The 17,924-nt window shown below is 67.9% G+C and carries 20 protein-coding genes; 8 read left to right on the forward strand and 12 right to left on the reverse strand.

What is annotated here, in order from left to right; genetic code table 11:
- Positions 1–60: 60 nt before the first annotated feature.
- Together ACO07J_RS07720 and ACO07J_RS07725 are read right to left on the reverse strand one after the other, a co-directional pair.
- On the reverse strand, positions 61–1,026 hold the full coding sequence (locus ACO07J_RS07720; protein ID WP_422027858.1) for a glycosyltransferase family 2 protein: 966 nt from the start codon (positions 1,024–1,026) through the stop codon (positions 61–63).
- Between the two features lie 121 nt (positions 1,027–1,147).
- Positions 1,148–2,755 carry a peptide chain release factor 3 gene (locus ACO07J_RS07725; protein ID WP_350123582.1) on the reverse strand — a complete coding sequence of 536 codons (1,608 nt, stop codon included), beginning with the start codon at positions 2,753–2,755 and terminating at the stop codon, positions 1,148–1,150.
- Between the two features lie 157 nt (positions 2,756–2,912).
- Between ACO07J_RS07725 and ACO07J_RS07730 the strand changes: the two genes are divergently transcribed.
- Positions 2,913–3,164, forward strand: coding sequence for a hypothetical protein (locus tag ACO07J_RS07730; protein WP_422027860.1), 252 nt, complete (start codon positions 2,913–2,915; stop codon positions 3,162–3,164).
- Between the two features lie 3 nt (positions 3,165–3,167).
- Here ACO07J_RS07730 and ACO07J_RS07735 read toward each other — a convergent pair whose 3' ends face one another.
- A complete protein-coding gene (locus tag ACO07J_RS07735) occupies positions 3,168–4,181 on the reverse strand; it encodes a Hint domain-containing protein (RefSeq protein WP_422027862.1) in 1,014 nt (337 codons plus the stop codon).
- Between the two features lie 163 nt (positions 4,182–4,344).
- Here ACO07J_RS07735 and ACO07J_RS07740 point away from each other — a divergent pair, with 163 nt between their 5' ends.
- The 6 genes from ACO07J_RS07740 to ACO07J_RS07765 all read left to right on the forward strand — a co-directional run bounded on the left by ACO07J_RS07740 (position 4,345) and on the right by ACO07J_RS07765 (position 8,844).
- Positions 4,345–5,124, forward strand: coding sequence for an SDR family oxidoreductase (locus ACO07J_RS07740; RefSeq protein WP_422027864.1), 780 nt, complete (start codon positions 4,345–4,347; stop codon positions 5,122–5,124).
- A 19-nt stretch (positions 5,125–5,143) separates the two neighbouring features.
- Entirely contained in the window at positions 5,144–5,941 is a 798-nt protein-coding gene (locus tag ACO07J_RS07745) for an alpha/beta hydrolase (RefSeq protein ID WP_422027866.1), read from the forward strand.
- Between the two features lie 179 nt (positions 5,942–6,120).
- The gene (locus tag ACO07J_RS07750) at positions 6,121–6,342 is read left to right on the forward strand and encodes a twin-arginine translocase TatA/TatE family subunit (protein ID WP_422027868.1); all 222 of its coding nucleotides are present in this window, start codon (positions 6,121–6,123) and stop codon (positions 6,340–6,342) included.
- Positions 6,343–6,350: 8 nt separating this feature from the next.
- Positions 6,351–7,073: a Sec-independent protein translocase protein TatB gene (gene tatB, locus ACO07J_RS07755; RefSeq protein ID WP_422027870.1), complete on the forward strand. Its 723-nt coding sequence runs from the start codon at positions 6,351–6,353 to the stop codon at positions 7,071–7,073.
- The gene (gene tatC, locus ACO07J_RS07760) at positions 7,070–8,005 is read left to right on the forward strand and encodes a twin-arginine translocase subunit TatC (protein WP_422027872.1); all 936 of its coding nucleotides are present in this window, start codon (positions 7,070–7,072) and stop codon (positions 8,003–8,005) included. Before tatB ends, tatC begins: the two co-directional genes overlap by 4 nt.
- Positions 8,002–8,844 carry an ATP-binding protein gene (locus ACO07J_RS07765; protein WP_422027874.1) on the forward strand — a complete coding sequence of 281 codons (843 nt, stop codon included), beginning with the start codon at positions 8,002–8,004 and terminating at the stop codon, positions 8,842–8,844. The genes tatC and ACO07J_RS07765 overlap by 4 nt, the downstream gene beginning before the upstream one ends.
- A gap of 99 nt (positions 8,845–8,943) precedes the next feature.
- On the opposite strand, the gene ACO07J_RS07770 is transcribed toward ACO07J_RS07765, so the two are convergent.
- From ACO07J_RS07770 to ACO07J_RS07785, 4 genes are all read right to left on the reverse strand, one after another.
- A complete protein-coding gene (locus tag ACO07J_RS07770; RefSeq protein ID WP_422027876.1) occupies positions 8,944–10,131 on the reverse strand; it encodes a peptidoglycan DD-metalloendopeptidase family protein in 1,188 nt (395 codons plus the stop codon).
- A gap of 79 nt (positions 10,132–10,210) precedes the next feature.
- Positions 10,211–10,870, reverse strand: a complete 660-nt coding sequence (locus ACO07J_RS07775) for a protein-L-isoaspartate(D-aspartate) O-methyltransferase (RefSeq protein ID WP_422027878.1) — start codon at positions 10,868–10,870, stop codon at positions 10,211–10,213.
- A complete protein-coding gene (gene surE, locus ACO07J_RS07780; RefSeq protein WP_422027880.1) occupies positions 10,867–11,646 on the reverse strand; it encodes a 5'/3'-nucleotidase SurE in 780 nt (259 codons plus the stop codon). Before surE ends, ACO07J_RS07775 begins: the two co-directional genes overlap by 4 nt.
- 370 nt (positions 11,647–12,016) lie before the next feature.
- Positions 12,017–12,667: an SDR family NAD(P)-dependent oxidoreductase gene (locus tag ACO07J_RS07785; RefSeq protein ID WP_422027882.1), complete on the reverse strand. Its 651-nt coding sequence runs from the start codon at positions 12,665–12,667 to the stop codon at positions 12,017–12,019.
- A 112-nt stretch (positions 12,668–12,779) separates the two neighbouring features.
- Between ACO07J_RS07785 and ACO07J_RS07790 the strand changes: the two genes are divergently transcribed.
- Positions 12,780–13,379, forward strand: a complete 600-nt coding sequence (locus ACO07J_RS07790) for a biotin transporter BioY (RefSeq protein ID WP_422027884.1) — start codon at positions 12,780–12,782, stop codon at positions 13,377–13,379.
- A gap of 57 nt (positions 13,380–13,436) precedes the next feature.
- Here the strand turns inward: ACO07J_RS07790 and ACO07J_RS07795 are convergent, their stop codons facing one another.
- From ACO07J_RS07795 to radA, 5 genes are all read right to left on the reverse strand, one after another.
- Positions 13,437–13,883 carry a DUF1284 domain-containing protein gene (locus ACO07J_RS07795; protein ID WP_422027886.1) on the reverse strand — a complete coding sequence of 149 codons (447 nt, stop codon included), beginning with the start codon at positions 13,881–13,883 and terminating at the stop codon, positions 13,437–13,439.
- A gap of 33 nt (positions 13,884–13,916) precedes the next feature.
- Positions 13,917–14,255 (reverse strand): hypothetical protein, encoded by a 339-nt coding sequence (locus tag ACO07J_RS07800; RefSeq protein ID WP_422027888.1) that lies wholly within the window; start codon positions 14,253–14,255, stop codon positions 13,917–13,919.
- 124 nt (positions 14,256–14,379) lie between these two features.
- Positions 14,380–15,831, reverse strand: coding sequence for an amidophosphoribosyltransferase (gene purF / locus ACO07J_RS07805; protein ID WP_422029739.1), 1,452 nt, complete (start codon positions 15,829–15,831; stop codon positions 14,380–14,382).
- A 139-nt stretch (positions 15,832–15,970) separates the two neighbouring features.
- The gene (locus tag ACO07J_RS07810; protein WP_422027890.1) at positions 15,971–16,528 is read right to left on the reverse strand and encodes a CvpA family protein; all 558 of its coding nucleotides are present in this window, start codon (positions 16,526–16,528) and stop codon (positions 15,971–15,973) included.
- A gap of 26 nt (positions 16,529–16,554) precedes the next feature.
- Positions 16,555–17,919 (reverse strand): DNA repair protein RadA, encoded by a 1,365-nt coding sequence (gene radA / locus ACO07J_RS07815; RefSeq protein WP_422027892.1) that lies wholly within the window; start codon positions 17,917–17,919, stop codon positions 16,555–16,557.
- Positions 17,920–17,924: the final 5 nt, after the last annotated feature.

Genomic DNA, 17,924 nt, shown 5'->3' on the forward strand with positions numbered 1-17,924 from the left:
ATGGCCGGTAGCGTACCGAATTCACACCGGTTTTCCCGATTGTTTGCAGTGCGGCGACAATCAACCGGCTTCGGGGAAGTGTTTTCGGCGTTTTGCATCGAGGTCGAGGCGGACGGCGTGGAGGTGTCCGTGCCGGTCGAGCCGGGCGCGCAGCTCGGGCGTGGCGGTGCAGACCTCGCGGTAGAAGGCGCGGAGCGCGGGTTCGCCGCCGTCGTCCTCGAGCAGCGAGAAAAGCTGGTTCATGGTGAGCGCCACGCCATCGGGCATCGGCGCGGCGCGGAGGCTTTCGCGGTAGCTGCCTTGCGCCATGCGGAAGCGGAACGTCTCCTGCCAGTGGGCCCAGCTATGGGCGTGGAGGTGGACGAGGGGCGTGTCGTCGAGGCGGGCGGGGTCCGGGTCCTGCTGGCGGTCGAAGAAGGCGTTGTGGATGCGCAGGGAGACGCCGTCGAGCCCGGTGCGGGCAAAGACCTTGCCGGCCACGTGGCTGAGGAAGCCGCCGTTCAGGTGTTCGCCGTAGGTGGGGTAGATCTCGTTGGTCTGGGCGCGGCGGGGGCCTTGCTGGCGGGCGTGGCCCTTGCACCAGAGCTGGCCGTCGGGCGGCGGGTCGTCGGGGTCGGGGGCGAGCGCCTCGATCGGGCGGACGCGGGCGCTGCGGGTGTTGGCCGGGAGGGCGGCGAGTTGGTCGGGCAGGGGCGTGGCGGGCCAGAGGAACTCGTCGACGTCGATATGGGCGAGCCAGTCGACCTGGGGGCGGCGGTTGTAGCAATGGGTGGCGTTGGCCGTCTGGCGGGGCTGGTGGGCGTCGGGGCGGGTCTTGCCGCGGCGGCGCCAGTAGGCGTCATCGGTAACGGTGACGCGGCATTTAGGGTGGGCGGAGAGATGGGCGCGGGCCTGGGGGGCGTCCTCGTCGAGGTAGATATGCACCCGGTGGGCGCCCAGGTCGAGGTGATGGGCGGCGAAGTTCAGGATGTCGTTGGCCGGGGCCTTGATGGTCGAGACCACGCCCCATGTGGGAAGGCTGCTCATGGGGAGACAATGCGGTGTGGTGCCGGGGGGCGCAAGGGGGAGGTGTGGCACCTTAGGCAGGCGTGGGACGCCTCCGGCGGGAGTATTTGGGGAAAGATGAAAGGGCGGGGCGTGAAGGGCCTCAGCCCATCATTTCCTTTGTGGCAGAAAGGGTTACGTCGGGATAGTCGCGTTCGATACGGTCGATGTCCCATTGCAGGCGGGTGAGGTAGACGACGTCGCCGTCATGGTCATGGGCGATGTGCTGTTTGTTAACGGCCATAAACTTTTCGACGGCGTTTTTCTCCCCCGTGACCCAGCGGGCGGAGGTGAATTGCGAGGCTTCGAAGCGCACGGGCAGGCCATACTCGAGCTCGATCCGGGAGCCGAGCACCTCGAATTGCAGGGCGCCGACGACGCCCACGATGAAGCCCGACCCGAAGGTGGGCTTGAAAACCTTGGCCGCGCCTTCCTCGGCAAACTGCATGAGCGCCTTTTCGAGGTGCTTGGCCTTCATCGGGTCGCCGGCGCGGCAGGATTGCAGCAGTTCCGGCGCGAACGAGGGGATACCCGTAACACGCAAAGGTTCCCCTTCGGTTAACGTGTCGCCGATGCGCAACTGGCCGTGGTTGGGGATGCCGATGATGTCGCCCGCCCAGGCCTCTTCCGCCAGTTCGCGGTCGGAGGCGAGGAAGAGGACGGGGGCGGAAACGGTGAGCGGTTTCTTGGAGCGGACATGGGTGAGCTTCATGCCGCGCTTGAAGTGGCCGGAGGCCATGCGGACGAAGGCCACGCGGTCGCGGTGCTTGGGGTCCATGTTGGCCTGGACCTTGAAGACAAAGCCGGAAACCTTTGTTTCTTCGGGAGAAATCTGGCGCGGCTCGGCCGATTGCGGCTGCGGCTCGGGGCCGTAGGCGCCGATGCCTTCCATCAGTTCCTTGACGCCGAAGGAGTTGATGGCGGAGCCGAACCAGATGGGCGTCATGTGCCCTTCGAGCACCGATTGGGGGTTCAGCGTGGGCAGCAGTTCGCGGGCCATCTCGACCTCCTCGCGGAGCTGGTCGACGAGGTGGGCGGGCACGTGCTGGGCGAGCTTGGGGTCGTCAAGCCCTTTGATTTCAATGGTTTCCGCGACCTTGTTGCGGTCGGCGCGGTCCATGAGTTCGAGCCGGTCGTTGAGCAGGTCGTAGCAGCCGACGAAATCGCGGCCGACCCCGATGGGCCAGCTGGCGGGGGTCACGTCGATGGCCAGGTTCTCCTGGATTTCGTCAATGATTTCAAACGTGTCCCGGCTCTCGCGGTCCATCTTGTTGCAGAAGGTCAGGATCGGCAGGTCGCGCAGGCGGCAGACCTCGAAAAGCTTGCGGGTCTGGCTTTCGACGCCCTTGGCCCCGTCGATCACCATGATCGCCGCGTCGACCGCGGTGAGCGTGCGATAGGTGTCTTCGGAGAAGTCGGAGTGGCCGGGCGTGTCGACAAGATTGAAGCGGAAGTGCTTGAAATCGAACGACATCGCCGAGGCGGATACGGAGATGCCGCGATCCTTCTCCATCTGCATGTAATCGGAGCGGGTGCGCCGCGCCTCGCCCTTGGCGCGGACCTGTCCGGCCATCTGGATGGCGCCGCCGAAAAGCAGGAACTTCTCGGTCAGGGTGGTCTTGCCGGCGTCGGGGTGCGAGATGATCGCGAAAGTGCGCCGGCGGGCGATTTCGGCGGGCAATTCCGGGCGGTTATGAGAGGCGTCTGGCATGTGCGGGCATATAGAGAGGTGCGGCGAACGGCGCAAGCTGGCACGTCGGTATAACGTCGGTATTTTGTCGGTATTGCGTCGGTGCGGCTGCGAGGTGGAGCAGTTGTCAAAGGGCGGCCTGGCCTTACGTGGAGGGAGGTAACCGAAAGGAGGACCCATGGCTTCCAAGAGCCGAAACCCGAATTTCGCGCGTCCCGACCGGGACAACGACCCCGCCACCCCGGTGCCGGAGCGTGAGCAGGGCGAAACCGCCAAGGCGAGCAATTCCGTGAAGGCGAAGGACGCGTTCGGCAAGCCGCGCAACGAGACGCAGTGGACGCGGGAAGCGATCAGCGCGCATAACGCCAAACCGGCACTGGAAACGGACGGCAAGACCGCCAAAGAGCAGGCGCGGAAGTTCCGCGGCTGAGGTTCAGCGCGTGGAGGCGCGCTTGAGCAGGCTGGCGGCGTCGGGGTGTTTCAAGAGCGCCTCGCTGACCTCGTATTCGAGATGGCGGCGGCCGGAATGGCCGGCGAGCCCCTCGTCGAGCGTGCGGGTGAGCTCGGCGGGCAGGGCATCGCGCGTGCGGGTATCGACGAGGAAGGTTTCCGCGGCGATGCCTTCGGCGAAGATGATGTGGTGCCGGTCGAAGAGCAGCTGGAAATAGTCGACGAAGCCGCCCGACTGGCGGGTCACGGTGTCGCCATTCACCAGGTGGCGGGCGCGCACCAGCACCTCGTGCCGGCCGGCACCGAGCGCGTCGAAGCGCTGGTAGATGAAAAGCCGGTGATCGGGGCTGACCAGCAGGTCGTTCTCGTTATGGAGCGTGCCGGCCTTGATGCGGATCGGGGCGAACTCGCCCACGGCGCGGACGGTCGACTGGCCGATCCAGCGCACCGCCTGGGGCCCGTCGTCGCGGGTGAGGACGATATCGCCGATCTCGAGCTGTTCGATGGGCTTCTGGGCGCCCGAGGCCATGGTGATATGGGTGCCGCGCGAGAAGGAGACGCAGGCGACCTGGGCGAATTTCTGGCGGGCGGTGTCGCGGTCGATGCCGACGAGGGAATAGCCCATGCGCGGCGTGAGCTGCGCGAGCGGCAGGGCGTAGACATTATCGACATTGCCCTGGTCGTCGACCTCGACCAGCACCAGCAGGTCGGCCGTCTGGCCGGTGGAGGACATCATGGTGAGGCAGCTGTCGAGGTAGAGCGTGGCGCCGGGGCGGCCGAGCGCGGTGTCGGGCGAGATGGTGAAGGTGCCGTTCTCGGCCGGGGTGATGGACAGGCGGCGCAGGCGGGCGTTCAGGCGAAGCTCGTACGTGTCGTCGAGGTCGAGCTCCATCGCGAAGGAAAGCGGATCGCCGAGATTGGCGCCGTTGACGACCGTGAGGTCGGCGGCCTGGAAGACCGGAATGGATTGCGCGGCGTTCTGGGCGGGTGTCTTCATTGGCCTGTCATTCATGCTTGAAATATCGGCGCGTCCCCCAGGGGCGCACCGGTCGATGTCTAGCCGGGCTTTGTGTCAGCAAGTGGCCGAATCCCCGGTGTTTTGCTGGCAAAGCGGGCACAAGCAGTGGTACGCCTTTTGGCAAGGAAATGGGAGAGGTTTGATGGATCTGGGTATACGTGGAAAACGCGCGCTGGTCTGTGCGTCGTCGAAGGGGCTGGGCCTGGGCTGTGCGCGGGCGCTGGCGGAGGCGGGTGTCGACCTGGTGATGAATGCGCGGGGCGCGGAGGCGCTGGAGGCCGCGGCGGCCGGGATTCGCGAGGAATTCGGTGTCGGGGTCAAGACCGTGGCGGCGGATGTGACCACGCAGGCCGGGCAGGCGGAGGTGCTGGAGGCCGCGGGCGAAGTGGATATCCTTGTCACCAACGCCGGGGGCCCGCCGCCGGGCAGCTGGCAGGACTGGGAGCGCGAGGATTTCATCAAGGCGCTCGATGCCAATATGCTGACGCCGATCGCGCTGATGAAGGCGCTGTTGCCGGGGATGATGGAGCGCGGCTGGGGCCGGGTGGTGAACATCACCTCGCAATCGGTGAAGGCACCGATCGCGGTGCTGGGGCTGAGCAACTCGGCGCGGGCCGGGCTGACCGGTTACGTGGCCGGGACGGCGCGGCAGGTGGCGGGAAAAGGTGTGAATATCAACAACCTGCTGCCCGGAATTCACGCGACGGACCGGGCCGATTCGCTGGACAAGGGCGTGGCGGACAGCCAGGGCATCACGATGGACGAGGCGCGGGCGCAGAGATATGCCACGCTGCCCGCCGGGCGGTACGGCACGAAGGAGGAGTTCGGCGCGGCCTGTGCCTTCCTGTGCAGCCAGCACGCGGGGTTCATCGTCGGGCAGAACATCCTGCTGGATGGCGGTGGCGTGAACGCGACGCTGTGAGGGGCTGACCGGGTTGGGCATGGAATTCGGGGTTTTCGACGGCAGGGCCGGCAGTCGGGTGGCGGCGGACGTGGTCTATGGCCAGGCGCCGCTGGGCGGGCAGGAGGTGGCGCTGCGGGCGTCGGTTTACCTGCCGAAGCCGGGCGGACGGCCACCGCCCCTGCTGGTGTGGATCCATGGCGGCGGGTTCCGGGACGGAAGCCATGACCAGCTGCAGATCCGCCGGCTGGCACGGCAGCTGACCATCGAGGGGTTCGCGCTGGCGACGCCGGAATACCGGCTGGGGGCGGAGGAGGCGGATCTTGCGGTGGAGACGCGGGTGCGGCTGACGGCGCTGGAGCGTTTGCCGGTGGCGGGCGGGCCGTGGATGGCGGGCGCGGCGGCGATCGCGGCGACGGAGGATGTGGCGCGGTTCCTGTCATGGCTCGAGGGGCAGCGGGCCGGGCTGGGCTTTGCCGGGCTGCCGGTGCTGGGCGGCAGCGGGGCGGGCGCGGTGACGGCGTTCAACGCCGCGTACCTGGCGCCGTTCCTGAAGCTGGAGCGGCCGGAGCCCGGGGGAATCCTCAGCTATTCCGGGGGCTTCGCGTGGCCGGAGCTGTACGAGCCGGGCAAGTATCCGGTCTTTGCCCTGCACAACCCGTTCGACGAAACCCTGAGCATCGCCCCGGTCCGGGCGCTGTCGCAGATGGACCCGGAGATGGAGCTGATCGAGGCGTGGGAGCAGGAGCACGGGCTGCTGCGGGTGCATCCGCAGGAGACGAAACCCGTCACCTTCGGGCGCATCCGGGGCCTGCTGGAGGCGTGGTCGGGGGCGTGAGGCACGGGCGCCAGCGGCGTATCGTCTCAGCCACGGGGTGCGGCGCGGGGCCCAACCCGCCAAAAAACAGTGCGAGCAGGCCCTTTGGTGCTTTCATCCTTGCGCGCGAGAGCTTAGATACGGTTGACGAAATTGCGAGGGTCGCGCAGAAAAGTGGCCCGAGCTATGGGAGAGAAAGCATGCTCAACAATATCGGCCTTCCGGGCCTTCTTCTGATCGCCGTCGTGGTGCTGGTGCTGTTCGGCCGCGGCAAGATCTCGTCCCTGATGGGGGAGGTGGGCAAGGGCATCACCTCGTTCAAGAAGGGCGTTTCCGAGGGCAACAAGGAAATCGAGGACGCCAGCAACGAGGCGTCGCACGACCCCGTGACCGAGACCGACAAAGAAAAAGACAAGGTCTGATCCCTTAAATGTTCGATCTTGGCTGGACCGAGCTTCTGCTCATCGGCATCGTGGCGCTGATCGTGGTGGGCCCGAAGGACCTGCCCGGGATGTTCCGGACGGTGGGCAATTTCGTCGGCAAGGCCAAGCGCATGGCACGCGACTTCTCGAAGGCGATGAACGATGCCGCCGACGAGGCCGGGGTGAGCGACGTGAAACGCTCGCTCAACGCCGCGTCCAACCCGATGAAATCGGCGATGGACGAGGTGAAGAAATCGACCGACAGCTTCACGTCCAAGACCATGGCTGGCCCCAAGAAGGCCGAGCTTGACCCGGAACGGGCCGAGCAGGCCGAGAAGATCCGTGAACGCGCCGGCAAGATGGCCCAGGAACGTATGGATCGCGAGGCCGCCGAGGCCGCCGCGAAGGAGGCCGACACGGCGTCTGGCGGCGCGGTCGCGAAGGCCGGGGAGAAGACCAAGCCGGCCGGGACGAAGACTGCGGCGAAGGCGACCACGGCGAAATCCGGCACGGCGAAAACGGCTGCGAAAACCGCCTCTTCGGCCAAGACCACGGCCAAGCCGGCTGCGAAGAAGAGCACGGCAAAGACCGCCGCTGCGTCGAAGGGCAACGCCAAGTCGACGGGTACGCGCAAGACGGCCGCGAAATCCGCCTCCGGCACATCGAAATCCACCACCAAGACATCGGCCGCGCGCAAGTCCACGGCCCGCAAGACCGAGGACAAGGCATGAGCCGTGCCGCCGATGACGACATCGAAGACAGCGCCGCCCCGCTGATCGAGCACCTGGCCGAGCTGCGCACGCGGCTGATCAAATGCGTGGTGGCCTTCCTCATCGGCATGGTCATCTGTTTCACCGTCGCCACGCCGATCTTCAACTTCCTGACCGCGCCGCTGTGCCAGGTGCTGGCCGAGCGGGGGCAGAACTGCGACCTGATCTTCATCAAGCCGCAGGAAGGCTTCTTCGTGGCGATCAAGGTGTCGCTGCTGGGTGGCTTCATGCTGTCCTTCCCGTACCTTGCGAACCAGATGTGGCGCTTCGTGGCGCCCGGGCTCTACCGGTCGGAGAAGGGGGCGTTCCTGCCGTTCCTGCTGGCCTCGCCCTTCATGTTCATCCTGGGCGCGTCGTTTGCCTTCTACGTGGTGACGCCGCTGGCCTATGACTTCTTCCTGGGCTTCCAGCAATTCGGCGCCGGCGGAGAGGCCGTGCCCGCGGGCGAGCCGCAGAACCGGCCGGGCCTGTCCGTGGTGTTCCAGGGCTCGGCGCAGGAATACCTGAACCTGACGATCAAGTTCATCGTGGCCTTCGGGCTGTGCTTCCAGCTGCCGGTTCTGCTGACCCTGATGGGCAAGGCGGGGCTGGTGGGGGCCGAGGGGCTCAAGACCATGCGGAAATACGCGGTGGTCGGCATCCTGGTGCTGGCCGCGCTGGTGACGCCGCCGGATGTGATCACGCAGGTGATCCTGTTCGTGGTGGTCTACGGGCTTTACGAGATTTCGATCTTCCTTGTGGGCCGGGTCGAGCGGAAGCGCATCGAGCGGCTCAAGGCCGAGGGGGCGTGGTTCGAAGAGGACGAGGACGAGGATATCGACGCGGACGATCCGCTGCTGGCCGAGTTCGAGGACGAGGATGGCGACCCGGAGGACCGCGGGGGCAAGGCGTGACCGAGCCGCTGGACCGGATCGCCGCGGCGCTGGAGCGGATGAGCCCGGCGCCGCTGGAGGCGCCCGATTTCGGCGCCGCCGACGCCTTCGTCTGGCACGTGGAGCCCGACAGGCTGGTGCCGGTGCCGAAGGTCAACCGGATCGAGATGGGCCTGCTGGTGGGGATCAACCGGTCGCGCGACACGCTGCTTGAGAACACCCGGCAGTTTGCCAAGGGTCTGCCCGCCAACAACGCGCTCCTCTGGGGTGCGCGGGGGATGGGGAAATCCTCGCTGGTGAAGGCGGTGCATGCCACTGTCCGGGCCGAGGGCGCGCCGCTCAAGATCGTCGAATTGCAGCGCGAGGACCTGACCAGCGTGGGCCGCCTTCTGGGCCTGCTGCGCGAGGCAAAGGAGCGGTTCCTGCTGTTCTGCGACGACCTGAGCTTTTCCCATGACGACCAGCATTACAAGTCGCTGAAAGCGGTGTTGGATGGCGGGATCGAGGGGCGGCCGGACAACGTGGTGTTCTATGCCACCTCGAACCGCCGCCACCTGATGCCGCGCGACATGATCGAGAACGAACGCTCGACCGCGATCAGCCCCAGCGAGGCAACCGAGGAGAAGGTGTCGCTGTCGGACCGGTTCGGGCTGTGGCTGGGCTTCCATCCCTGTGACCAGGACGAGTACCTGTCGATGATCCGGGGCTATTGCGATGCCTACGGGGTCGAGATCGACGACGCGACCCTGCGCGCCGAGGCGATCGAGTGGCAGGCCACCCGCGGCGCCCGCTCGGGCCGGGTGGCGTGGCAGTATTTCACCGATCTGGCCGGTCGCCGGGGTGTCTCGGTCGCGCTCTAGGCGCCACGCCCCGCTTCTTCTGGCTGAAAATATCCCGGGGGAGACGTTGAAATCCCGAAGGATTTCAACGTCGGGGGCGGAGCCCCTTACCCGGCTCGCTTACTGCAGATACGGCCCCGGATCGACCGAATCGAACCCTTCGCGCACCTCGAAATGGACCGCTGCCGTGCCGTCGCTGCGGATCTCGGCGAGTTTCTGGCCGCGGCTGACGCTGTCGCCCTTGGAGACCGCCACGCCGCCGACGTTGGAATAGACCGTCAGCAGGTTGTCGGGGTGTTTGACCACGATGATCGGCACGCCGTTGGTGTCCTCGGTGATCGCCGCGACCGTGCCAGAGGCTGCGGCGTTGACGGCCGTGCCGGGGGCGGCGGCGATGTCGATGCCGTCATTCTTGCCCTTCTCGTAGTCGCGGATGATGTCGCCGTTGACCGGCATGCCCATCCGGCCCTTGGGCGCGCTGGTCTCCTGGCTCATGTCGGGGGCGGCGGTGGTTTCGACCGGCTGGGCCGAGGGCACGGTTTGCTCGTCCGGCAGGGGTTGCGAGGCGCTTGGCGGCTCGGGCGTCTGGGTGCCCTGTCCGGGCATCGAGGTGGCCGTCGGGTCGAGCGCGCTTTTCGGCTTGCCGGGAAGCGCCACCGGGATCAGCAGGAATTGCCCCTCGCGAACGCCGAAATCGCTGCCGAGCCCGTTCCACTCGGCCAGGCTGGTGACCGAGACGTTGTAGAGCCGGGCGATGGAATAGGCGGTTTCGCCGCGCTCGACCTTGTGGCGCACCGGCTCTGTGCCGGAGGTGCCGGTAGGCTGGCTGGAGGCCGCGGGGGCGGGGTCGAGCGTGCTGGTCTGTACGCCGGACGTGCCGCTGTCGGCGTTGTCGATGGCATTGCCGGCGAGCGTGGTGATGTCGACGTCACCGGGGCGGATCGGGCCGCCATCGGGTTCGGTGACGCGGTCGGGCAGGGCCACGATCTCGCCGTCGCGCAGCGGGTCGGTGGTCTGCAGGCCGTTGTAGCTGGCGACCGACTGGGCGTTGGCGCCGATCCGCTGGGCGAGCGAGGCGACGGTGTCGCCGCGCCGGGCCACGGCGACCTGGTAGCTGGGATAGGAGATGATGCCGCGGCTGTCGGGCCGGGGCCGGTCGGCCGTGGCCGAACGGGCCGCCTCGGTGGTGCTTGGGGCGTTGCCGAAGGCACCGCGCATGTCGAAGTCGAGCCCCGAGTCAGCGCAGGCCGTGAGGCCCGCGAGCGCGGTGGAGGCCAGCAATACGGCCGGTCGGTGGAAAATTGGCATCTCGATAAGCTCCTCGTCTCTTTCAGCGCCTGCGCGCGCGCCCCGTGTGACCCGGGGTCTACATTCCGGTCGTCCTGTCCTACCCGCTGTCCCGGCCGAGGCCCTCGACCAGCGGCACGAAACGGACCGGCAGCATCTCGTCATATTCGAAGCCGTCTTCCGTGCGTGTCACGCGGATCAGGCTTTGCACGGCGTCCGACTGTCCAACCGGCAATACCATGATACCCCCGATTTTCAACTGGGCCAAGAGCGGGCCGGGCGGGTCCTCGGCGGCGGCGGTGACGAGGATGCGGTCGAAGGGGGCCTGGTCGGGCAGGCCGAAGCTGCCGTCGGAGGTGACGGCGGTGATGTTGGTGAGGTCGAGCTTGCGGAACACCTCGGTCGCCTCGGTCACGAGGCGCTTGTGGCGGTCGACGGTATAGACCCGGCGGGCGAGCTGGCTGAGGATCGCCGCCTGGTAGCCCGAGCCGCAGCCCACCTCGAGCACCTTGTCGCGGTTCGACACCTTGAGGGCCTGGGTCATCAGCCCGACGACGGAGGGCTGCGAGATGGTCTGGCCGCAGGCGATGGGCAGCGGCATGTCCTCGTAGGCGCGGGCCGCGAAATGGCCGCGCACGAAGAGGCCCCGGTCGACCTTTTCCATGGCATGCAGCACGCGCCGGTCGGTCACCCCGCGCGAGCGCAGCGCGAACAGGAACTGCATCTTGCGCTCGGCGATATCGGGGGAGTCGTCGGTCATTCGATCGCTTTCAGCGCCTCCAGCGCGTCATGCGCCGTCAGGTCCGCGCGCATGGGTGTCACCGAGATATAACCCTTCAGGTTCCAGTCTGCATCGGTGCCTTCGGAGGTGGGCTGTTGCTGGGGCGCGCCGGTGACCCAGAGGAAGCGGCGGCCCGAGGGCGAGGTGGTGGGCTGGACGCCGAAACCCATGTCGCGACGGAAGCCCTGCGGCGCGGCGCGGGTGCCCTTGACGCCGGCGGCGGGCGTGGGCGGGAAGTTGACGTTGTAGAAGATGCCGTAATCGTCCTTGGTCCAGACGCCCTTGTCGAGCAGGCGCCGGAGCGTGTCGAGCCCGTGGACGCGGGCCGCTTCGAACTTGTCGTCGAGGTCGCGGTTCTCGGGGCCGTAATACTGGCTGAGGGCGATGGCGGGCAGACCCTGGAGCGCCGCTTCCATGGCGCCGCCCAGCGTGCCGGAATACAGCGCGTTCTCGGCCGCGTTGTTGCCCCGGTTCACGCCCGACAGGACGAGGTCGGGGCGGTCGGGCATGATGTCGTGGACGGCGGCCAGCACGCAGTCGGCGGGGGAGCCTTGGGTGGCGAAGCGGCGCTCGGCCAACTGGCTGACCATCATCGGCTGGGTGTAGGAAATGCAGTGGCCGACGCCGGATTGCTCGAAGGCGGGCGCCACTGTCCAGACCTCGCCCGAGGGCCCGGCGAGCTCGGTCGCGATCTCTTCCAGAACGGCGAGGCCGGGCGCGTTGATGCCGTCGTCATTGGTGATGAGAATGCGCAAGAGTGCCTCCGGGCTGCCTGTCCGCCTTGTGTAGCGGCGGTAATCCGCCGGGGCAAGCGGAGCGGGGGCTGACGTCCGGTCGCGGGGCGGGGTGTGTTCGCGATGCCGCTTGATTGGATCGCGCAGCGGATTGAGGGAACGTGACCGGTCGGTCAGGAGGGGCGAATGAAGCGGGCGTTGAACGATCCGATCCGGGGACGGCTTTACGGGCCCTACGGCCTTGAGGATGTGGCCGGGGCGTTGGCGCGGGTTGTCTCTGAGGGTCGGGGACCATCACCATACCGGGCTGGCGGCGTTTCTGCGGGACCGGGCCGGACTGGATGTGCCGGCGGAGGGGCAGCGGCGCCTGTTCCGAGCGCCCGGGCCCGGATCAGATCATGCCGAGCAGGCGCTGTGCCTCGTCCGCCGTCGGCGTGAGCGTCGCGCGGTCTTCGCCGGGGAAGAAGCGGGCGCGGGTGGCGGTGGGCATGGGTTTGGGCTGGAGGATGTGAACGCGCGGGCCGATCTTGTCGGATTCGGCCTGCCAGCTTCGGGCGAGGGCCGTCTGGGCGGCCTTGGTGGCGCCGTAGGCCGCGAAGAACTTGTCGCCTGCATGCGGGTCGTCGAAGAAGAGCGCGGTGCCGTGCTCGCCCAGGAGCGGCGCGAGGAAGGGGATGAGGCGGCCGGTGGCGGTGACGTTGACGGCGACCGACTTGTCCCAGTCCTTGGGGTCGAGATGGCCCGCAGGCGTCAGGGGGGCGGCGTGGATGGCGCAATGGGCCCAGAGGTCGACCTTGCTCCAGCGGTCGTAGATCGAGCGGCAAAGCTGCGCCATGGCGTCGGGGTTGGTGATGTCCATGGGCGCCAGCGTGGCCTGGCCGCCGCGGGCCTTGATGCGGTCGTCGAGCTCTTCCAGCGCGCCGGTGGTGCGGGCCACGGCGACGACGTGGAAATCGGGCGCAAGCGCCTCGGCCATGGCCGCGCCGAGGCCGCGGGAGGCGCCGGTGACCAGCGCGATCTTGGGGGATGACGTGTCGCTCATGGGCCGGGGATGTCCCACCGCGCGGGAGGGAAATCAAGTGCAATCGCTTGACTTCCCCCCCGCAAAGGCGAAAAAGTCGCACAGGTTTTGAAGCAAAGGATGCGAGGACAACATGCGCGATACCACTCTTGCCGGGGCCGTGATTGGCCACGATTCCCTTCTGAAACAGGCGGCCCTCGTGTTGGGCGGGACGATGTTCATCGCGCTGGCCGCGCAGGTGAGCATTCCGTTCTTCCCGGTGCCGCTGACGCTGCAGACGCTGGCGATCCTGATCGTCGGCCTGACCTTCGGCGCGCGTCTGGGCGCGGTGACGCTGGCGGCCTACCTGGCCGAGGGCGCGATGGGCCTGCCGGTCTTTGCCAACGGCGCCTCGGCGCCGGCGCTGATCGGGCCGACCGCCGGCTTCCTGTTCGGCTTCGTGCTGATGGCATGGCTGGCCGGGCTGGCCGCCGATCGCGGGCTGACCCGCGGGGTGGTGTCGACCGCCATCGTGGCGCTGGTCGCCTCGGCCGTGCTGTACATCCCGGGCGTGGCATGGCCGATGGCCGTGGCCGAGCTGGCCGGGATCGGCGGCAAGTGGGTCGGCACGTCGGCCTCGGCGCTGTGGAGCGGCTGGGTCGCGCCCTTCCTGCTGGGTGACGCGGTCAAGGCCGCGATCGCCGCCATGGTGGTGACCGCCGGCTGGAAGGCCGTTCAGTCCCGCAAGGGCTGAGCCTGTCGCCATACGCGTTTCAGAGCGCCGTCCCGGTTCGGGGCGGCGTTTTGCGTTTCATGGTTCCGGATGTGCCCGGTCCGCCGGTTCGGCGTGCAGATCGCTCAGCGCCTTCTCGCAGAGGCCCAGGTCGAGCCACTGGCAGCCGGCGCAGAGCGAGGCGAGCGCGCCCGGGGGCACGCGCTTGACGATCCGGCGCTTGGCCTCGCCCCAGGTCAGGCGGGTGCCGGCGAAGAGGCCCAGGGCCCGCGCATGGCGGGCGTCGAGCGCGGCGATCTTCGACTGGCTTTCGCACAGCTGGCCGCGGCGCTTGGGGCAGGGGCCGCAGATGTCGTCGGCGGCGCCCACCACCTCGATCTCGACCACGTCGCCGCCGGGCGCGCGCAGGCGCCCGTCGATGATCTCGGACATGTTGGCGACGAAGCCGTCGGAATAGCCCTTGCCCTGGAACCCCAGCGAGCAGAGGAAATGGTGCGGGCGATAGCGGATGGGCGTGTCACTCATGGCGCGGCAGGATGGGGCGGGGCGGCGGTGCCGTCAAGTTTCGTCCTCGTCCCGCTCGGGCCGGGCCTGGGGGCGGACCCGGGCCGGCGGATCGGGCTGGAGCCGCGGCATGGTGAGCCGGCGCGCGAGGCCCCCCTCGGCGAGGTGCAGCGTGCCCGGCTCGATCGCGGTGACGACGGCCTGTCCCAGAAAGTCGCCGCGGACGAGCTTGTGGATACCGCCCGCCGCGCTGCGCACCAGCGCCATGCTGGAATCGTCGCCGCGGATGAAGGTGCCCAGCAGGACGGCGGTGTCGAGCGGGATCACGTTGGTTTCGGTGGCCTTGAAAGAGGTGACGAGCCCCTCGGGGATGAAGTCGGTGTCTTGTGCCATTGGTCCGGTCTTTGGATGCGAAACGGCGCGCCGATGGCGCGCCGAAAACGGGGATTTATGATGAATTGGCGTCAGGCGAAAGGGCGCGAAATGTCCCTGCGCGGAATGATGCCGGCGGGAGGGGTTACTCTGCCGCCTTGAGCTGGAAGCCCTTCTCGATCTGGTCGGAGGGTTCGACCGGGTAGTCGCCCGAGAAGCAGGCATCGCAGTATTGCGGGCATTTCGCGTCGCGGCCCGACGCCTCGCCCACGGCGCGGTAGAGCCCGTCGAGCGAGATGAATTTCAGGCTGTCGACGGCGAGGTGGTCGCGCATCTCCTCTTCCGACATGGTGGCCGCCAGCAGCTTGTCGCGCTGGGGCGTGTCGACGCCGTAGAAGCAGGGCCAGGCCGTGGGCGGGGAGGCGATGCGGAAATGCACTTCGGCCGCGCCGGCGTCGAGGATCATCTCCTTGATCTTGCGGGAGGTGGTGCCGCGCACGACGCTGTCGTCGACGAGGATCACGCGCTTGCCCTCGATCAGGGCCCGGTTGACGTTCAGCTTGAGCCGGACGCCCATGTTTCGGATCTGCTCGGTCGGCTCGATGAAGGTGCGGCCCATGTACTGGTTGCGCACGATCCCCATGGCGTAGGGGATGCCGGATTCGTGGGAGAAGCCGATGGCCGCAGGTGTGCCGCTGTCGGGGACGGGGCAGACGAGATCAGCATCAACCGGCGCCTCGCGGGCCAGTTCCACGCCGATCTGGTGGCGGGTTTCATAGACCGAGCGGCCGCCGATGATGCTGTCGGGGCGCGAGAAGTAGACGTGTTCGAAGATGCAGAAGCGCGACTTGGCGGGGCGGAAGGGCCGGTGGCTTTCGACGCCGTTGTGGTTGATGACGACCATCTCGCCCGGCTCGATCTCGCGCACGAAGCGGGCGCCGATGATGTCGAGCGCGCAGGTCTCCGACGAGAGCACCCAGCCGTCGCCCACCTGGCCCAGCACCAGCGGGCGCACGCCCAGCGGGTCGCGCACGCCGATCAACTTGGTCCGGGTCATGGCCACGACCGAGAAGGCGCCTTCGACCCGGCGCAGCGCGTCTTCCATCCGCTCGGGGATGTTGCGCTGAAGCGAGCGTGCCATCAGGTGGATGATGCATTCGCTGTCGGAGTTCGACTGGAAGATCGAGCCGCGCTCGATCAGCTCGCGCCGCAGCGCGTCGGCATTGGTGATGTTGCCGTTATGGGCAATCGCCGCGCCGCCCATCGCGAACTCGCCGAAGAACGGCTGCACGTCGCGGATGACGGGCTGTTTGCCGCCGGCGGTGGAATAGCGCACGTGGCCGATGGAGAGCGGCCCCGGCAGGGTTTCCATCAGCGACTGGCGGGTGAAGTTGTCGCGCACGTAGCCGAAACGCCGGGCAGAGTTGAAGCCCTGCTCGGGGTCATGGCTGACGATGCCGCCGGCCTCCTGCCCGCGGTGTTGCAGGGCATGAAGGCCGAGGGCCACGAAGTTGGCGGCATCGGATACACCGATGACGCCGAAGATGCCGCATTCCTCGCGCAGTTTGTCGTCGTCGAAGGGATGGGCGGGGGGCATTTGCTTGGGCAAGGGCAGCTCCGAATCTCACGGTATGCCAGACGCCCCCTACATAGGGCGGCATCCCGCCGATGTCACGAAACTATCAAGAAAGTGATGTGACGGAAGATCAGGGTGTGGCAGGGGGGCCGGCGCGCGCTCATGACGCGTCGCAGGCGCCGACCAGTTGCTCGTATTGCAGGGTGATCCAGCCGAGCGCCGCCTCGGGGTCGCGATCCTCGACGCTTTCGGTGAGGCGGGCGAAGACGCGGGCCGAGCGGCTGTCGTCGATGATCTGGATGTCCTGGCTGGTGACGATCGTCTCGTAGACGAAATAGGCGATGGCGACGAGCAGCACGCCGCGGGCCACGCCGAAGAGGAAGCCCAGGGCCTGGTCGACGCCGCCGAGGGCCGAGCGCTGGACCAGCGAGGAAAACAAGGGCGTGATCAGCGAAGCGACGATCAGGGCGACTGCGAAGATGGCGGTGAAGGCGGCGATCATCGACAGCTCGCAGCTGTCGGCGATGAAGTCGCCCACCATGGGCACTTCCTTGACCAGCGGTTCGATCTGGGGCGCGAAGAGGAAGGCGAGGATGCCGGCCGCGACCCAGCCGGCGATGGCCAGCGCCTCGCGGACGAGGCCGCGGGAATAGGCCAGAAGCGCCGACAGCACGATGACGAGCGCCACGACGCCGTCGATGATGGTGAAGCCTTCCATGTGTTCTTCCTGTCCCTTTGCCGCGCTCAACCCGCGCCGAATATGTCGCCGACGAAGGCGGTCAGATCGCCGTATTCGTCAAGGCGCATGCCACCCGATCCGCCCGGCTTTCCGCCGGACGGGACAATCGCGGATGTGAAACCAAGTTTTTGCGCCTCTTTCAACCTGTTTTCGGTCTGGGAGACCGGACGGAGGGCGCCGGAGAGGGATATTTCCCCGAAAACCGCGGCTTCGGGGGGGAGCGCGATGTCTTCGCGGGCGCTGAGCAGGGCCGAGGCGACGGCGAGGTCGGCGGCGGGTTCGGAGATCTTTATGCCGCCGGCGACGTTGAGGTAGACGTCGAGCCCGGCGAAGGGGATGCCGCAGCGGGCCTCGAGCACGGCGAGGATCATGGCGAGGCGGGCGCTGTCCCAGCCGACCACGGCGCGGCGGGGCTGGGCCGTGGTTGTGGGGGCGACGAGGGCTTGAAGCTCGACCAGCAGGGGCCTTGTGCCCTCGATGCCGGCGAAGACGACGGAGCCGGGCGAGGGGGTGCCGCGGCCCGACAGGAACAACTCGGAGGGGTTGGCGACCTCCTGCAGCCCGCTGCCGGTCATCTCGAAGACGCCGATCTCGTCGGCCGGGCCGAAGCGGTTCTTGACCGAGCGGAGGATGCGGAACTGGTGGCCGCGCTCGCCTTCGAAATAGAGGACGGTGTCGACCATGTGTTCGACCACGCGGGGGCCGGCGATCTGGCCCTCCTTGGTGACGTGGCCGACGAGGATGACCGAGCAGCCCTTGCGCTTGGCGAAGGTGGTGAGCTCATGCGCGGCGGCGCGGACCTGGGCGACCGAACCGGGGGCGCTGTCGACGGTGTCGACCCACATGGTCTGGATCGAGTCGATGATGACGAGGCCGGGGGATTCCGCGTCCAGCGTGGTGAGGATGTCGCGCAGGGAGGTCGCGGTGGCGAGCTTGACCGGGGCGTCGGAGAGGCCGAGGCGGGCGGCGCGGAGGCGGATCTGGGCGGTGGCCTCCTCGCCGGAAATGTAGAGGGTTTTCAGGCCGTTGCCGGCGAAACGGGCGGCGGCTTGCAGGAGCAGGGTGGATTTGCCGATGCCCGGATCGCCGCCCACCAGCGTGGCCGAGGCGGGCACGAGACCGCCGCCCAGGGTGCGGTCGAGCTCGGCGATGCCGGAGCTGGAGCGGGGGGGTGGCGTCTCCTGTGCCGCGAGGTCGGTGAGGGCGATGGCGGCGCCGCGTTTGGTGCCGAGGGCCTTCTTGCCGGGGCCGGCGGAGAGGGGGGCTTCCTCGATGATGGTGTTCCATTCGCCGCAGGCGTCGCAGCGCCCGGACCACTTGGTGTGGACGGCGCCGCAGGCGGTGCAGGTGAAGGAGGCTTGCTTGGCCATGGGGG

The organism is Roseovarius sp. (genome assembly GCF_965228755.1).
Lineage (GTDB): Bacteria > Pseudomonadota > Alphaproteobacteria > Rhodobacterales > Rhodobacteraceae > Roseovarius.

Excerpts from the sequence above, each read along its gene's own strand:
- tatC (WP_422027872.1), top strand. The coding sequence starts at position 7,070 with ATGAGCCGTGCCGCCGATGACGACATCGAAGACAGCGCCGCCCCGCTG.
- ACO07J_RS07790 (WP_422027884.1), top strand. The coding sequence starts at position 12,780 with ATGCGCGATACCACTCTTGCCGGGGCCGTGATTGGCCACGATTCCCTT.
- ACO07J_RS07810 (WP_422027890.1), bottom strand. The coding sequence starts at position 16,528 with ATGGAAGGCTTCACCATCATCGACGGCGTCGTGGCGCTCGTCATCGTG.
- ACO07J_RS07770 (WP_422027876.1), bottom strand. The coding sequence starts at position 10,131 with ATGCCAATTTTCCACCGACCGGCCGTATTGCTGGCCTCCACCGCGCTC.
- ACO07J_RS07720 (WP_422027858.1), bottom strand. The coding sequence starts at position 1,026 with ATGAGCAGCCTTCCCACATGGGGCGTGGTCTCGACCATCAAGGCCCCG.
- ACO07J_RS07795 (WP_422027886.1), bottom strand. The coding sequence starts at position 13,883 with ATGAGTGACACGCCCATCCGCTATCGCCCGCACCATTTCCTCTGCTCG.
- ACO07J_RS07785 (WP_422027882.1), bottom strand. The coding sequence starts at position 12,667 with ATGAGCGACACGTCATCCCCCAAGATCGCGCTGGTCACCGGCGCCTCC.
- ACO07J_RS07745 (WP_422027866.1), top strand. The coding sequence starts at position 5,144 with ATGGAATTCGGGGTTTTCGACGGCAGGGCCGGCAGTCGGGTGGCGGCG.
- ACO07J_RS07725 (WP_350123582.1), bottom strand. The coding sequence starts at position 2,755 with ATGCCAGACGCCTCTCATAACCGCCCGGAATTGCCCGCCGAAATCGCC.
- ACO07J_RS07730 (WP_422027860.1), top strand. The coding sequence starts at position 2,913 with ATGGCTTCCAAGAGCCGAAACCCGAATTTCGCGCGTCCCGACCGGGAC.
- radA (WP_422027892.1), bottom strand. The coding sequence starts at position 17,919 with ATGGCCAAGCAAGCCTCCTTCACCTGCACCGCCTGCGGCGCCGTCCAC.
- purF (WP_422029739.1), bottom strand. The coding sequence starts at position 15,831 with ATGCCCCCCGCCCATCCCTTCGACGACGACAAACTGCGCGAGGAATGC.
- ACO07J_RS07740 (WP_422027864.1), top strand. The coding sequence starts at position 4,345 with ATGGATCTGGGTATACGTGGAAAACGCGCGCTGGTCTGTGCGTCGTCG.
- ACO07J_RS07750 (WP_422027868.1), top strand. The coding sequence starts at position 6,121 with ATGCTCAACAATATCGGCCTTCCGGGCCTTCTTCTGATCGCCGTCGTG.
- ACO07J_RS07800 (WP_422027888.1), bottom strand. The coding sequence starts at position 14,255 with ATGGCACAAGACACCGACTTCATCCCCGAGGGGCTCGTCACCTCTTTC.
- tatB (WP_422027870.1), top strand. The coding sequence starts at position 6,351 with ATGTTCGATCTTGGCTGGACCGAGCTTCTGCTCATCGGCATCGTGGCG.
- ACO07J_RS07775 (WP_422027878.1), bottom strand. The coding sequence starts at position 10,870 with ATGACCGACGACTCCCCCGATATCGCCGAGCGCAAGATGCAGTTCCTG.
- ACO07J_RS07735 (WP_422027862.1), bottom strand. The coding sequence starts at position 4,181 with ATGAAGACACCCGCCCAGAACGCCGCGCAATCCATTCCGGTCTTCCAG.